This is a genomic window from Streptomyces coeruleoprunus (assembly GCF_039542925.1).
In the GTDB taxonomy this organism is placed as follows: Bacteria; Actinomycetota; Actinomycetes; order Streptomycetales; family Streptomycetaceae; genus Streptomyces; species Streptomyces coeruleoprunus.
In genome coordinates, this window is the sequence record NZ_BAABIT010000001.1 from 4,435,539 (window position 1) to 4,449,452 (window position 13,914).

The following is a 13,914-nucleotide window of genomic DNA, read 5'->3' on the forward strand; positions in this document are numbered from 1 at the left end:
CCCCCATGGCACCCCCGACGACGACGCCCCCGGGGCGGCCGCGCCGAGGCCCGCCGCGCCGCCCGCCGCCGCACCCCCGGGACCGGCACGGGCGGCGAGGGCCTGCGGCGGCTCGTGCCGCAGGCCCTCGTCGTCGCCGTCCTGGCCGGCGGCACCAGCGCGTTCATCGCCGACGACAAGGCCGTCCGGCTCAGCGTCGACGGCGTCCCGCGCACCATGCACACCTTCGCCGACGACGTCTCCGAACTCCTCGCCGAGGAAGGCGTCGCCATCGGCGACCACGACCTCGTCGCCCCGGCCCCGGCGCAGCCCTCGCCAGCGGCGACGCCGTCGTGGTCCGCTACGGCCGTCCCGTCGAGCTGACCCTCGACGGTGAGAGCCGCCGCCTGTGGACCACCGCCCGCACCGTCGACGAGGCCCTGCGCGAACTGGGCGTCCGCGCCGAGGGCGCCCACCTGTCGGTCTCCCGCTCCTCCGCGATCTCCCGCGAGGGCCTCGCCCTCGACGTACGCACCGAACGCGCTGTGACCTTCCTCGCCGACGGCCGCGAACGCACCGTCCGCACCAACGCAGCCACCGTCGCCGAAGCCCTCGAACAGGCCGGCATCACCCTCGGCGCCCAGGACACCACCTCCGTCCCGCCACCGCCTTCCCCCGCGACGGCCAGACCATCACCGTCATGCGCATCACCGGCAGCCGCGAGATCCGCGAGGAGGCCGTCCCGTACGAGGTGGAGCGCATCGAGGACCCCGACCTGTTCAAGGGCACCGAGGTCGTCGACCGGCCCGGCCGCCAGGGCCTGCGCCGCGTCACCTACGAGCTGCGCACCGTCGACGGCGTCCGGGCAGAAACCGCGCCGGACCCACGAGGAGACCGTCCGCGAACCGGTCACCCAGATCGTCAAGGTCGGCACCCGGCCCATGCCCACCTCCGTCGAGGGCGCCGACGGCCTCGACTGGAACGCCCTCGCCCAGTGCGAGTCCGGCGGCCGCCCCGACGCCGTCGACCCCTCCGGCACCTACGGCGGCCTCTACCAGTTCGACCCCGGCACCTGGCGCGCACTCGGCGGCAGCGGCCGTGCCCAGGACGCCCCCGCCTCCGAGCAGACATACCGGGCGAAGAAGCTCTACGTGCAGCGGGGGGCGAGCCCGTGGCCGCACTGCGGCCGTAGGCTGTATCGGTGAGCACCACTGAGCCCGACGCACTCCTCGGCCCCGCCGACATCCGTGAACTGGCCGCAGCGCTGGGTGTACGCCCCACCAAGCAGCGCGGCCAGAACTTCGTCATCGACGCCAACACCGTGAGGCGCATCGTCCGCACGGCGGAGGTCCGGCCCGACGACGTGGTGGTCGAGGTGGGCCCCGGCCTCGGCTCGCTCACCCTCGCGCTCCTGGAGGCCGCCGACCGGGTCGTCGCCGTGGAGATCGACGACACGCTCGCCGCGGCCCTGCCCGCCACCATCACGAGCCGGATGCCCGCGAAGGCCCCCCGCTTCTCCCTCGTCCACTCCGACGCCATGGACGTCGAGGAGCTGCCGGGCCCGCCGCCCACCGCGCTCGTCGCGAACCTCCCGTACAACGTCGCCGTGCCGGTCCTGCTGCACATGCTGGACCGCTTCCCCACCATCGAGCGGACCCTCGTCATGGTCCAGGCCGAGGTCGCCGACCGGCTCGCCGCCCGCCCCGGCAACAAGGTGTACGGCGTCCCCTCCGTCAAGGCGAACTGGTACGCGGACGTCAAGCGGGCCGGCGCGATCGGCCGCAACGTCTTCTGGCCGGCGCCCAACGTGGACTCCGGCCTGGTGTCCCTGGTCCGCCGCGAACCGCCCCGGACGACGGCCACCAAGCAGGAGGTCTTCGCCGTCGTCGACGCGGCCTTCGCGCAGCGCCGCAAGACCCTGCGCGCCGCGCTCGCCGGCTGGGCCGGCTCGCCCGCCGCCGCCGAGGCCGCTCTCGTGGCCGCCGGCGTCTCCCCCCAGGCCCGGGGCGAGTCCCTGACCGTCGAAGAGTTCGCCCGCATCGCGGAGGCCAAGGCGTGAGCATCACCGTACGAGTCCCGGCGAAGGTCAACGTCCAGCTCGCGGTAGGCCCGGCGCGCCCCGACGGCTTCCACGACCTCGCCAACGTCTTCCTCGCCGTCTCCCTCCACGACGAGGTGACCGCCACCCCCGCCGACGAGCTGCGCATCACCTGCTCCGGCCCCGACGCCGGCCAGGTCCCCCTGGACCGCACCAACCTCGCCGCGCGCGCCGCCGAACTCCTCGCCGCACGGCACGGCATCGAGCCGCGCGTCCACCTCCACATCGCCAAGGACATCCCCGTCGCGGGCGGCATGGCCGGCGGCAGCGCGGACGGCGCGGGCGCCCTGCTGGCCTGCGACGCCCTGTGGGGCACGGGCGCGAGCCGGGCCGAACTCCTCGACATCTGCGCCGAACTCGGCAGCGACGTCCCCTTCTCGCTCGTCGGCGGCGCCGCCCTCGGCACGGGCCGCGGCGAACGGCTCACCGAGCTGCCCGTCGGCGGCACGTTCCACTGGGTGTTCGCCGTGGCCGACGGCGGCCTGTCGACCCCGGCCGTCTACCGCGAGTTCGACCGCATCACCCCCGACGCGCCCGCCCCCGCCGCGTCCCCGCCCTCCTCGACGCCCTGCGCACCGGCGACGCCACCGCCCTGGCCGGCGCCCTCGCCAACGACCTCCAGCCCGCGGCCCTCTCCCTGCGCCCGTCGCTCGCCGCCACCCTGGAGGCGGGCACACGGGCCGGCGCCCTCGCCGGGCTCGTCTCCGGCTCCGGCCCCACGACGGCCTTCCTGGTCAAGGACCCGGAGTCGGCCGAGTCCGTCGCGGCGGCACTCATCGCGTCGGGCACCTGCCGCACGGCCCGCACGGCCGTGTCGCCGGCGCCGGGCGCGACGGTACTCACCGCGTAACTGAGTACGGGTACTCTCCCCCGCCCCGGCCCGGGCGGGGGACCGTACCCGCATGCGACGTACGGCACCCAGCGCACGCGAACTCGCCGCGAACACCCCGGCCACCCGCGACCGTTACATCGACCTGCTGCGGGTCGTGTCCCTCGCCACCGTGATCCTCGGCCACTGGCTGATGGCCGCCGTGACCGCCGACGGCGCCGTCGGCAACCTCCTGGCGGTGGTGCCCGCCCTGCAGCCCGCGACGTGGGTCCTCCAGGTCATGCCGGTGTTCTTCTTCGTCGGCGGCTTCTCCCACGCCCTGTCGTACCGCTCGCGCCCCTCGTACACGACGTTCCTGCGCAGCCGCCTGCACCGCCTGCTGCGCCCCACCCTGGTGTTCGTCCTGGCCTGGACGGCGGCCGCACTGCTCATCCAACTCCTCGGCGAGGCCGACGGACTGACGGGCACGGCCCTGCGACTGGTCACCCAGCCCCTCTGGTTCATCGGGATCTACCTGGCGATGGTCGCGCTCATCCCGCCGCTGCTGAGGCTCCACGAGCGGTGGGCTGGGGCGCGTTCGCCGCGCTGCTCGGTGCGGCGGCGACGGTGGACGCGCTGCGCTTCGCCGCGGGCGTCCCGTACGTGGAGTTCCTGAACTTCGCGTTCGTGTGGCTGGCGGTCCACCAGCTGGGCTTCCTGCGCGCCGACGCCCGTATCACCCGGCCCGCCCTCCTGGCGGTCACCGGCCTGGCGGGCGCGGCGGCCCTCGTGGCGCTCGGGCCGTACCCGCTGTCCATGGTGGGCATGCCCGGCGAGAAGGTCTCCAACATGGCCCCGCCCACACTGGCGCTGCTGTGCCACGGCATCTGGCTGGTCGGCGCGGTCGAACTGCTGCGGGGCCCCGGCACGCGGCTCGCCGCCCGGGCCCGCGTCTGGCACGCGGTGGTCGTGGCGAACGGGGTGGCCATGACCGCGTTCCTGTGGCACCTGACGGCGATGCTCGGCGTGTACGCCGCGCTGCTGGGCCTCGGCACGGGGCTGCCCGCCCCCGCCTCGAGCGCCTGGTGGGCGCAGCTGCCGGTGCGGCTGCTGCTGGCCGCGGCGGTGACGGCGGCGCTCGTCGCGGCGTTCCGCACCTTCGAACGCCCCCCGGCACCCGTCCCGGCCACCCCCGGCGCGGCCGCCCTGGCGGCCCTGGGCGCGACCCTGTGCCTCCTGGGCGTCCTGGGCCTCTCGGCGGTGGGCCTGGGCGGCCTGCTGAAGGGCCACACGGCCGTCCTGATCGCCTTCGACATCACGGCCCCCGCGGCCATCGCGATGACCGCAGCAGGCTGGTACCTGGTCCACCGATCGGCAACCCACCACCGCTGAGCCACCCCCGGGCGGGCGGCCTCAACCGCCCACGGCGGGAGCCGCCCACGCACGGGCGTTCCCACCCACCGCACCCCCACCGGGGGTGAGTCGCCCACGCACGGGCGTTCCCACCCACCCCACCCCCCACCGGGGGTGAGTCGCCCACGCACGGGCGTTCCCACCCACCCCACCCCCCACCGGGGGTGAGCCGCCCACGGGCGGGCGTTCCCACCCACCCCACCCCCCACCGGCGGTGAGTCGCCCACGCACGGGCGTTCCCACCCACCCCACCGCCCACCGGGGGTGAGTCGCCCACGGGCGGGCGTTCCCACCCACCCCACCGCCCACCGGGGGTGAGTCGCCCACGCACGGGACGGGGGTGGACCGGGGGTCGCGCGCGCAGGATTGGCGACGCTGGGACGCCTCGCTCTCAAGGCCCCGAGCGAGCCAATCTGAGCACGTGACCCCCGGGCCGCCCCCGGACCCACCCACCGTCGTGACGCGCGGGGCTCTAGGCCCGGGTGGGCCGTTCCGCTGTGCCCACCCGTTCCTCCCCCAAGGACTACGTCCAGGGGGGACCCCCAGGCGGAACGACTGCCCACAGCGAAACGGCGCGACAGCGCCACAGCAGGAACACGGCGCAAGCCGCAGCGAAACGGCGGCGCAAGCCGCAGCGAAGGCGACGCCAGCCCACCGCGGAGCGGCGCGACAGCAGGAACACGGCGCAAGCCGCAGCGAAACGGCGGCGCAAACCGCAGCGAAGGCGACGCCAGCCCACCGCGGAGCGGCGCGACAGCGGAAGCCACGGCGCAAGCCGCAGCGAAACGGCGGCGCAAGCCGCAGCGAAGGCGGCGCCGGCCCACAGCGGAGCGGCCGCGCAGCCCACGGCGCGAGCCGCAGCGAAACGGCGCCGGCCCACGGCGGAGCGGCCGCGCGGCCCACGGCGCGGGCCGGGGCCCCGGACCACGGCAGGGACCGCCGCGGGGCGGAGACGGGTGGAGGCCGTGAGGCCCCAGGGGTTACGCGGGGGCTTGCAGTTGTGGGACGTCGCGGACTTCGTGGCGAAGTGGGCCAGGGCCGTCCGGAGCGTCTTGTGGTCCAGGACCAGGCCCTCGTCCGGGGCGATGTCGTACACCGCCGTCCCGCCGCCCCCCGGGCACTCCGCGGTCATGCGGTAGCGGCCGGTCGGCGACGTCGCCGCGCCCTTCGCCGCCCGTACGTCCGCCGGCGCGCTCGACTGCGCCCGCTCGCCGTACGGCCCGTACGACGCCGTGAAGTCGTACAGCGGCGCCCCCAGCCGGCTGCCCAGCGTGCAGCGCTCCACGGGCGCGGGCTCGGCGCGGGTCTCGATGACCGTGCCGGCCCCCCAGCGCCGCGCGGTGGCCGGGTCGACGACGCCCGCGCACGTACCGGACGCCTTGTCCAGCGGCTTGTGGTCGCGGACCGTCGTCGCGGCCGGCAGGTCCTTCACGGCCTGCCCCGCCTTCACCTCGCAGCCGGTGCGCTTCGCGTAGGCCGTGGCCGTCTCGGTCAGGACCGTGGTGAGCCGGGCCCGCACCGCCGCGTCCCGGAAGTCCTCGCCCTTCTTCAGCCGGCCGTCCGCGACCGCCAGCAGCCCGTCCCCGGACTGCTCGCCGCAGTCGAGCAGCAGGGTGACCCGGGCCTCGCCGGGCCGCTCGCCGCCGCCCTCCGCCGCGTACTGGAAGGAGCCGGTCCACCCGTTCCCCAGCGGGGTCGCCCAGTCGCCGGGCTCGATCCAGCCGTCGACGTCGCCGAACGGCTCGTCGGCGTTCCGTATCCGCACCTCGACGCCGGCGCCGCCGTCACGCTGCTCGTCCGCCGCGGAGGCGGAGCAGTACCAGCCGTCGTGCTGCAGCTCGCTGGAGGACGTCAGCTCGACGCCCGGCAGCAGCTCGCGCACCCGGTCCGCCGCCAGGTCGCCGTCGCACGCGCTGTCCAGCGCGCGGTCGTTGCGCCACGCGGCGTAGCCGCCGGACATCCAGAACGTCCCGCCGGCCACGACGACGACCGCCGCCGAGGCCACGGCCGTGAGCCGTACGCCCCGCCGGCGCCAGAAAGGGGACCGGTCCTTGCTCATCTCACTTACCCTTCAGCCCAGCACATCCATGGCATCGATGTCAGGGGCGGCCCGCCCCATCAGGGGGTCACCGCCAGCGACGCCTTCGCCAGTTCGTACGCGGGGAGCATGGCCCGGTGCTCCTCCGAGTCCAGCCCGCCCAGGTACAGCACCGCCGCGCCGCGCGGCGTGGACACGGCGAGGGCCCGCACGTCCTTGGACTCCTCGGTGAGCCGGCTGGTCACGGTGTACGTGACCTCCGTCGCGGGCACGGCGCCGGCCTTGATGTCGCGGTACACGGCGGCTGTGACCTCGCCCTCGGCGGCCGTGAAGCCCTCCAGCACGCGCCGCGGGGTGTCACCGGGGCGGTCGTTCGTGAAGACGCGGAGGAAGCCGATGTGCCCGGCGGGCTTCGCGTCGATCTCGCAGACGGCGGTCACCGGCCCCTGTTCGACGAGGGACCGCAGGTCCGGGTCCTCGATCGGCTTGATCGCCTCGGGCTTCCAGTCGGCGGCCACGTCGAACGTCACGGGCAGCGGGCACGCGGACCCGGCGGGCCCGACGGTCCCGCCCTTCGCGGCCGTCTTCGGCCCCGCGGCGGAAGGGGCGGCGGACGCCGAGGCGGATGCGGCCGGCGACCCGGCGTCCGCCGCCGACGAGCACCCGGCCAGCAGGGCCGCCGCCGCCCCGGCCGCCACCGCGGCCCTCGCGGCCCGCACGCCCGCCGTGCCCGGCGTCGTCGTCCGTATCGCGCCCCGCGCCCCACCCCGTCGCATGAAACCCTGCCCTCCCTGGAAACGATCGCCGCACGCTACCGCACCTCCGGCGCCCACTACTCTGGAAGGTCGATCCGTCCCGCCACCTCAGGAGTGAAATGGCCGCCAACCTCGTCAATGTCGAGGCCGTCAGCAAGGTGTACGGCACCCGTGCCCTGCTCGACGGGGTGTCCCTCGGCGTGTCCGAGGGCGACCGGATCGGGGTCGTCGGGCGCAACGGCGACGGCAAGACGACCCTGATCCGGGTGCTGGCCAAGCTGGAGGAGGCCGACTCCGGCCGCGTCACCCACAGCGGCGGGCTCCGCCTCGGCGTACTGACGCAGCACGACTCGCTCGACCCGGCCGCGACGATCCGGCACGAGGTCATCGGCGACCTCGCCGACCACGAGTGGGCGGGCAGCGCCAAGATCCGCGACGTGCTCACCGGCCTGTTCGGCGGGCTCGACCTGCCGGGCTTCCCGCAGGGCCTCGACACGGTGATCGGCCCGCTGTCCGGCGGTGAGCGCCGCCGCATCGCGCTGGCCAAGCTGCTCATCGCGGAACCGGACCTGATCGTCCTCGACGAGCCGACCAACCACCTCGACGTCGAGGGCATCGCCTGGCTGGCCGGCAACCTCCAGGCCCGCCGCTCCGCCCTGGTGTGCGTCACGCACGACCGCTGGTTCCTCGACCAGGTCTGCACCCGCATGTGGGACGTGCAGCGCGGCACGGTCCACGAGTACGAGGGCGGCTACTCCGACTACGTCTTCGCGCGGGCCGAGCGCGAGCGGATCGCCGCGACCGAGGAGGCCAAGCGGCAGAACCTGGTCCGCAAGGAGCTGGCCTGGCTGCGGCGCGGCGCCCCGGCCCGTACGTCCAAGCCGCGTTACCGCATCGAGGCGGCCAACGAGCTGATCGCGGACGTGCCGCCGCCGCGCGACACCAGCGAGCTGATGCGGTTCGCGTCCGCCCGGCTCGGCAGGACCGTGTTCGACATGGAGGACGTGACCGTCCAGGCCGGCCCGAAGGTGCTGCTCAAGCACCTGACGTGGCAGCTGGGCCCGGGCGACCGGATCGGCCTGGTCGGCGTGAACGGCGCCGGCAAGACCTCCCTCCTCCGCGCCCTTTCGGAAGCGGCGCTCTCACAGGGCGAGAAGCAGCCCGCGGGCGGCCGCATCGTGGTCGGCAAGACCGTCCGCCTCGCCTACCTCTCGCAGGACGTCACCGAACTGCCTCCCACGCTGCGCGTCCTGGAGGCCGTGCAGCAGATCCGCGACCGCGTCGACCTCGGCAAGGGCCGCGAGATGACGGCGGGCCAGCTGTGCGAGAAGTTCGGCTTCACCAAGGAGAAGCAGTGGACGCCCGTCGGCGACCTGTCCGGCGGTGAGCGCCGCCGCCTCCAGCTGCTGCGGCTGCTGATGGACGAGCCGAACGTCCTGTTCCTCGACGAGCCCACCAACGACCTGGACATCGAGACGCTGACCCAGCTGGAGGACCTGCTCGACGGCTGGCCCGGCTCGATGGTGGTCATCTCGCACGACCGGTTCTTCGTCGAGCGCACCACGGACCGTACGTTCGCCCTGCTCGGCGACGCCACGCTGCGGATGCTGCCGCGCGGCATCGACGAGTACCTGGAGCGCCGCCGCCGGATGATCGAGGCGGCCGCGCCCGCCCCGGCGCAGGCGCCCGCCGAGAAGGCGGAGAAGGCGGCGAGGGCCACGTCCGCGGCGGACGCCCGCGCGGCGAAGAAGGAACTCCAGCGGATCGAGCGACAGCTCGACAAGATCTCCGAGAAGGAGTCCGCGCTCCACGCGCGGATCGCGGAGAACGCCACGGACTTCGAGAAGGTCGCCGAGCTGGACGCCGAACTGCGGAAACTGGCCTCCGAGCGCGAGGAGTTGGAGATGCGCTGGCTCGAACTGGCCGAGGACGCCTGAGCCGCCGCTCCCTCAAAGCCGCGTAGAGAAGCCGTGGAGAGCCGATAACAGGGGCATCACGGGCCGGTCCTCCCTTGGGAACAGGGGAGGTCCGGCCCCTCTGCGTGTCGGGCCCGGGTGGTAGAAAGAAACCCCGCTCGACTCACGTAACAGTGCGACATCCCTGTCCGATTCGCTCCATTCCGGTCGGTAATCCGAGCCGGAATCGCGGGGGAGGCCGGTCGGTTCAGCGGACCGCACGAAGGGGGAAGCGCTGATGACTCAGCCGCCCAGCCAGCAACCGCCGCAGGGAGGCTTCGGGTCTCCGCAGGACCCGCAGGGGGTCCCCCAGCCGCCCGCGCAGCCGCCGCAGATGCCGCCGGTCCCGCCGACCGCACCGCCGGCACAGCCGCCGACGGCGCCCGCCCAGCCGCCGGCGCAGCCCCCGGCGGGCTACGGCTACCCCCAGGCACCCGGCCAGCCCCCGGCGCCCGGCTACGGCTACCCGCAGGCCCCCGGCCAGCAGCCCGGCCCGTACGGCCAGCAGCCGAACCCCTATGGCCAGCAGCCGAATCCTTATGGCGGCCAGCCCACCCAGCCCGGATACCCCGGCGCCCCCGTACCGGCCGGCGCACCGGCGCCCGGCGGCGGCAACTTCTTCAAGGGCCGCACCGGTGTGGTCGTCGCCGCGGCGGCGGCCGCGCTGCTGGTCGTCGGCGGCGGCACCTGGTGGGCGCTGAGCGGCGACGACGACCCGGCCAAGCCCGTCGCGGGGCCGACCGGTTCCGCGCCGCAGCCCAGCACGTCCGCCTCCGTCGACAAGGGCGACGGCACGGGCGGCGGCCGCACCGAGAACGACGACCTGAACGCCGGCCGGCAGCCGGGCGAGGCCAAGGTCGAGTGGCTGCTGATGAACGACGTGGACCTGCCGCGCAACGGCGCCGACGTGTACGGCCCGTGGGTCGTCGGCGACACCATCGTCAAGGCCATGTACCGCAGCATCGAGGGCTTCTCGGTGGCCGACGGCAAGAAGAAGTGGAGCGTCCCGCTCACCACGGACGTCTGCGACGCCCCCGCCAACCCCGCCGACAACGGCACGATGGTCTTCGGCGTCAAGGACGGCACGGGCGACCGCGCCGACTGCAACGTCATGCAGCAGGTCGACCTGAAGACCGGCAAGGCCGGCTGGAAGGCGTCCGTCCCGAAGGGCTCCGGCTTCGCCGGGCTGTCCGACCCGACGCTCGCCATCAGCGGGAACACCGTGGCGGCCGGCGGCACCGGCAACTCGTACGGCTTCTCGCTGACCGACGGCAAGCAGCTCTTCGGCAGCCCCGACGGCGACTGCCGTCCGTTCGCGTTCGCCGGCGGCCCCAAGCTGATCGCCGCGGCGAGCTGCCGCAGCGGCGGCGTCGACAACCCGCAGAACGAGGTGTGGGAGGTCGACCCGACCACGGGCAAGGCCAAGTGGAAGTACCAGCTGGCCCGCGGCTGGGAGGTCGACAAGGTCTACTCGGTCAGCCCGCTCGTCATCAACGCCGTCAACGAGCAGAAGAAGACCCGCACGGTCCTCGCCCTGACCGACGCCGGCAAGCTGCGCTCGCAGCTGTCCGGCGGCAACGACAAGTTCCAGGCCAAGTGCGGGGGCGGCGGCCTCGTCGTCTTCGGCCAGCGCCTCCAGGGCTGCATCGGCGTCGCCGCCGACGCCAACACCTTCTACATGTCGACCGAGCCGACGAGCCTCACCCGCGGCCACCAACCACGTGGTGGCGTTCGACCTGAACACCGGCAAGCCCAAGTGGCGCTCCACCGCGGGCCCGGAGCGCACCCTGCTGCCGCTGCGCATGGAGAACGGCGAGGTGCTGGCGTACATGGAGGGCTCCTGGGACAAGGGCGGCGGCGTCGCCGCCATCGCCGCGACCGGCGGCAACCCGAAGGTCCTGCTCCAGCACCCGGCGGCCACGGCGCGGATCGAGCGCGACTTCTGGCAGCCGCACTACGCCTACGCGGACGGCCGGTTCTTCATCGCCAGCGGCCGCGTCAGCGCCCAGAACGACAAGGCGGAGAAGGAGACCAAGACGATGATCGCGTACGGCAAGTAGCCGGCCCGACGACCGACGACTCCCTCTCCCTCCCTCCCGAGGTACGCACACGATGACTCAGCCACCCCCGCCGCCGCCGAACCAGCCGCCCGGCCCGCCGCCGGGCCCGCCCCCGCAGGGCGGTTTCGGCGCCCCGCAGGACGTCCCGCCCGGCGGCTTCGGCGCGCCGACCCCGCCGCCCCAGGGCGGCCCGGCCTACGGCTACCCGCAGGCCCCGCAGACGCCGCCCGCCCAGCCCCCGGGCCAGCCCCCGGCCCAGCCGCCGACGCAGCCCGCGGGCCAGCCCGCCGTGCCCGGCTACGGCTTCCCGCAGGCCCCGCCCGGCCAGCAGTCCGGGCCGTACGGCCCGGTGCCCCCGCACAGCTTCCCGACGGCGCCCATGCACCAGGCGGTGCCGCAGCAGCCGGGCGGCCGCAAGAAGCTGTCCACGCAGATGCAGATCATCATCGCGGCGGCCGTCGCCGTCGTGCTGATCGTCGGAGCCGGCCTCTGGTACGCGACCGGCAAGGGCGGCGACGACGGCCCCGTGGCCGGCGGCACGTCCGGCTCCACGTCCCAGGGCGGCGGCGACAAGCCGGGCGGCGGCGGCAAGGAGAAGCCGCCGGCCAACACCCAGGCGAAGGTGGCCTTCCAGGTCCCGGAGCCGGTCGTGACCGACATCAGGACCGTCACCGGCTCCTGGCTCACGGACAAGACGTACGTCAAGGGCGGCATCGAGTCGGTCGTCGGCTACGACATCAACACCGGCGCCAAGCTCTGGACGACGCCGCTGCCCGGCGAGCTGTGCGCCGCGTCCCGGCACGTCAAGGACAACAAGACCGCGATCCTCTTCGAGGAGGCGAAGCGGACCCCGGCGAAGAAGTACCAGCCGTGCACCAAGGTCGGCGCCATCGACCTGACCACCGGCAAGCTGCTGTGGACCAAGTCCGTCACCGGCGGCAGCGCCGGTGACCGCGACGTCCGGTTCGAAGAGGTGACCGTCGGCGCGAGCACCGTCGCGGCGGGCGGCACCAGCGGCGGAGCCGCGTGGGACCTCACCACCGGCAAGGAGTACTGGCGTCCGCAGGACAACGCCGAGAGCTGCTTCGACATGGGCTACGGCGGCGGCGAGGGCCTCGTCGCGGCCCGCAAGTGCGGCCAGTACGGCAGCCAGTACGTGCTGATCCAGAACCTCAACCCGACGACGGGCGCGCCCATCTCCTCGTACAAGATGCCGACCGGCGTCGAGTACGCGGCGGTGGTCTCCACCAAGCCGCTCGTCGTGGCGGCGGACGTCGGCGACACGGCCGGCGACGGCTCCGGCATCTCGGACTTCTTCTCGATCGACGAGAACACCGGCAAGCTGAAGGTGAAGATCGCCGCCGACGCCGAGCGGTACGCGGCGGACTGCGACGGCACCGAGGTCGAGAAGTGCGTCAAGGTGGTCGTCGGCAACGGGCGCATCTACGTGCCCACCGAGGAGCACGAGGGCACCAGCGACACCGGCCGGACCAACGAGATCGTCGCCTTCGACCTCACCACCGGCAAGCTGACCGGTGAGAAGGCCGACGCGGGCGAGCGGTACTCGATGTACCCGCTGCGGATGGACGGCGCGAACCTCATCGCCTACAAGAAGCCGCCCTACGACAAGGGCGGCCGGATCGTGAGCATCGACGGCGGCTCCTTCAAGGAGACGCTGCTGATGGAGAACCCGTCCGAGAAGACCATCCGCAACGCGGAGATGCTGATCTCCGAGCGCGAGATGCTCTACGCCGACGGCCGGCTCTTCATGGCCCAGAACTCGGTGCACAAGCCGTCCAAGTACGGCAACGAGCAGCGGTACCTGATCCTCGCCTTCACCACCAAGTAGGCGCGGGACCGCACCGTACGGCCCGGTCCATCGGCGATCCGATGGGCCGGGCCGTCAACATGAGCGCACCCCCTCGCGTCAGCTCCCGTCCCTTCAAGTAGCCCTGTTTGGCGAAGAATTCGACATTGTGGGGGGCTTCTCACCAGTAAGGGGCGCAGAACGTCGAACAAGCGTGTAGCTTGCCGGGGCATGGAGGGCCGGGGGGCCATCTCCAGGGGGATGGGGGTTCTCGATGGGCGTGCGGCTGATGGTGGTGGACGACCACCGCCTGCTCGCGGAGGCACTCGCCTCGGCCCTGAAGCTGCGCGGGCACCGGGTGCTCGCCGCCGCCGCGCCCGCCGCCGGGGCGGCCGAGCTGGTGGTGAACCGGGCGCCCGAGGTGTGTCTGCTGGGAACGGCGACACCGGCCGAGCCGGGCGCGTTCGACCCGGTCGTACGGATCAAGCGGGACCGGCCCCAGGTGGCCGTCGTCGTGCTGGGCCCCGTCCCGAGCCCCCGCGGTATCGCCGCGGCCTTCGCGGCGGGCGCGTCCGGCTACGTACGCCACGACGAGCGCATCGAGGGCGTCGAGCGCGCCATGATGAAGGCGAGGGCCGGCGAGGCCGCCGTCGCCCCGCAACTGCTCCAGGGCGCCTTCACCGAACTGCTCAACCCGGCGGCCCAGCCGGACGACGAGGGCCAGCGGCTGCTCCAGATGCTGACGCCCCGCGAGGTCGAGGTCCTGGTGCGGGTCGCCGAGGGCGAGGACACCCGGCTGATCGCCGCCGGGATGGGCATCGCCCCGAGCACGGCGCGCACGCACGTGCAGCGCGTGCTGATGAAGCTCGGCGTGGGCTCCCGGCTGGAGGCGGCCGCGCTGGCCGCCCGTACGGGTCTGCTGGACCGCGCCGCGTCCCCCCTCCACCGCCCGGTCTGACCTCCGCCCCTCCCTCCCGCACCACCTCCTCGCCCCGTCGCTT

At 74.1% G+C, this 13,914-nt stretch carries 6 protein-coding genes and 4 pseudogenes; 8 read left to right on the forward strand and 2 right to left on the reverse strand.

Annotated features, from left to right (window positions below; translation table 11 throughout):
* The 4 genes and pseudogenes from ABEB09_RS19890 to ABEB09_RS19905 all read left to right on the forward strand — a co-directional run.
* Window positions 1-1,184: pseudogene (locus ABEB09_RS19890) on the forward strand (resuscitation-promoting factor); the annotation flags it as partial.
* A complete protein-coding gene (gene rsmA / locus ABEB09_RS19895) occupies window positions 1,181-2,038 on the forward strand; it encodes a 16S rRNA (adenine(1518)-N(6)/adenine(1519)-N(6))-dimethyltransferase RsmA (RefSeq protein ID WP_345691268.1) in 858 nt (285 codons plus the stop codon). The pseudogene ABEB09_RS19890 and the gene rsmA, both read left to right, overlap by 4 nt.
* Window positions 2,035-2,927, forward strand: a pseudogene (locus ABEB09_RS19900) (4-(cytidine 5'-diphospho)-2-C-methyl-D-erythritol kinase). Before rsmA ends, ABEB09_RS19900 begins: the two are co-directional and overlap by 4 nt.
* A 52-nt stretch (window positions 2,928-2,979) precedes the next feature.
* Window positions 2,980-4,277 (forward strand): annotated as a pseudogene (locus tag ABEB09_RS19905) (acyltransferase family protein).
* A 544-nt stretch (window positions 4,278-4,821) separates the two neighbouring features.
* On the opposite strand, the gene ABEB09_RS19910 reads toward ABEB09_RS19905, so the two are convergent.
* Window positions 4,822-6,357 (reverse strand): hypothetical protein, encoded by a 1,536-nt coding sequence (locus ABEB09_RS19910; protein ID WP_345691269.1) that lies wholly within the window; start codon window positions 6,355-6,357, stop codon window positions 4,822-4,824.
* 59 nt (window positions 6,358-6,416) lie between these two features.
* Window positions 6,417-7,112, reverse strand: a complete 696-nt coding sequence (locus tag ABEB09_RS19915; protein WP_345691270.1) for a lipoprotein — start codon at window positions 7,110-7,112, stop codon at window positions 6,417-6,419.
* 98 nt (window positions 7,113-7,210) lie between these two features.
* Here ABEB09_RS19915 and ABEB09_RS19920 point away from each other — a divergent pair, with 98 nt between their 5' ends.
* From ABEB09_RS19920 to ABEB09_RS19935, 4 genes and pseudogenes are all read left to right on the forward strand, one after another.
* Window positions 7,211-9,028 carry an ABC-F family ATP-binding cassette domain-containing protein gene (locus tag ABEB09_RS19920; protein WP_345691271.1) on the forward strand — a complete coding sequence of 606 codons (1,818 nt, stop codon included), beginning with the start codon at window positions 7,211-7,213 and terminating at the stop codon, window positions 9,026-9,028.
* Window positions 9,029-9,284: 256 nt separating this feature from the next.
* Window positions 9,285-11,106: pseudogene (locus ABEB09_RS19925) on the forward strand (outer membrane protein assembly factor BamB family protein).
* A 52-nt stretch (window positions 11,107-11,158) separates the two neighbouring features.
* A complete protein-coding gene (locus tag ABEB09_RS19930) occupies window positions 11,159-12,955 on the forward strand; it encodes an outer membrane protein assembly factor BamB family protein (protein ID WP_345691272.1) in 1,797 nt (598 codons plus the stop codon).
* Between the two features lie 232 nt (window positions 12,956-13,187).
* Complete coding sequence (locus tag ABEB09_RS19935; protein ID WP_345691273.1) at window positions 13,188-13,871, forward strand: helix-turn-helix transcriptional regulator; 684 nt, start codon at window positions 13,188-13,190, stop codon at window positions 13,869-13,871.
* Window positions 13,872-13,914: the final 43 nt, after the last annotated feature.

Coding starts and splice junctions, on each gene's coding strand:
- ABEB09_RS19920 (WP_345691271.1), top strand. CDS start 7,211: ATGGCCGCCAACCTCGTCAATGTCGAGGCCGTCAGCAAGGTGTACGGC.
- ABEB09_RS19915 (WP_345691270.1), bottom strand. CDS start 7,112: ATGCGACGGGGTGGGGCGCGGGGCGCGATACGGACGACGACGCCGGGC.
- ABEB09_RS19910 (WP_345691269.1), bottom strand. CDS start 6,357: ATGAGCAAGGACCGGTCCCCTTTCTGGCGCCGGCGGGGCGTACGGCTC.
- ABEB09_RS19930 (WP_345691272.1), top strand. CDS start 11,159: ATGACTCAGCCACCCCCGCCGCCGCCGAACCAGCCGCCCGGCCCGCCG.
- ABEB09_RS19935 (WP_345691273.1), top strand. CDS start 13,188: ATGGGCGTGCGGCTGATGGTGGTGGACGACCACCGCCTGCTCGCGGAG.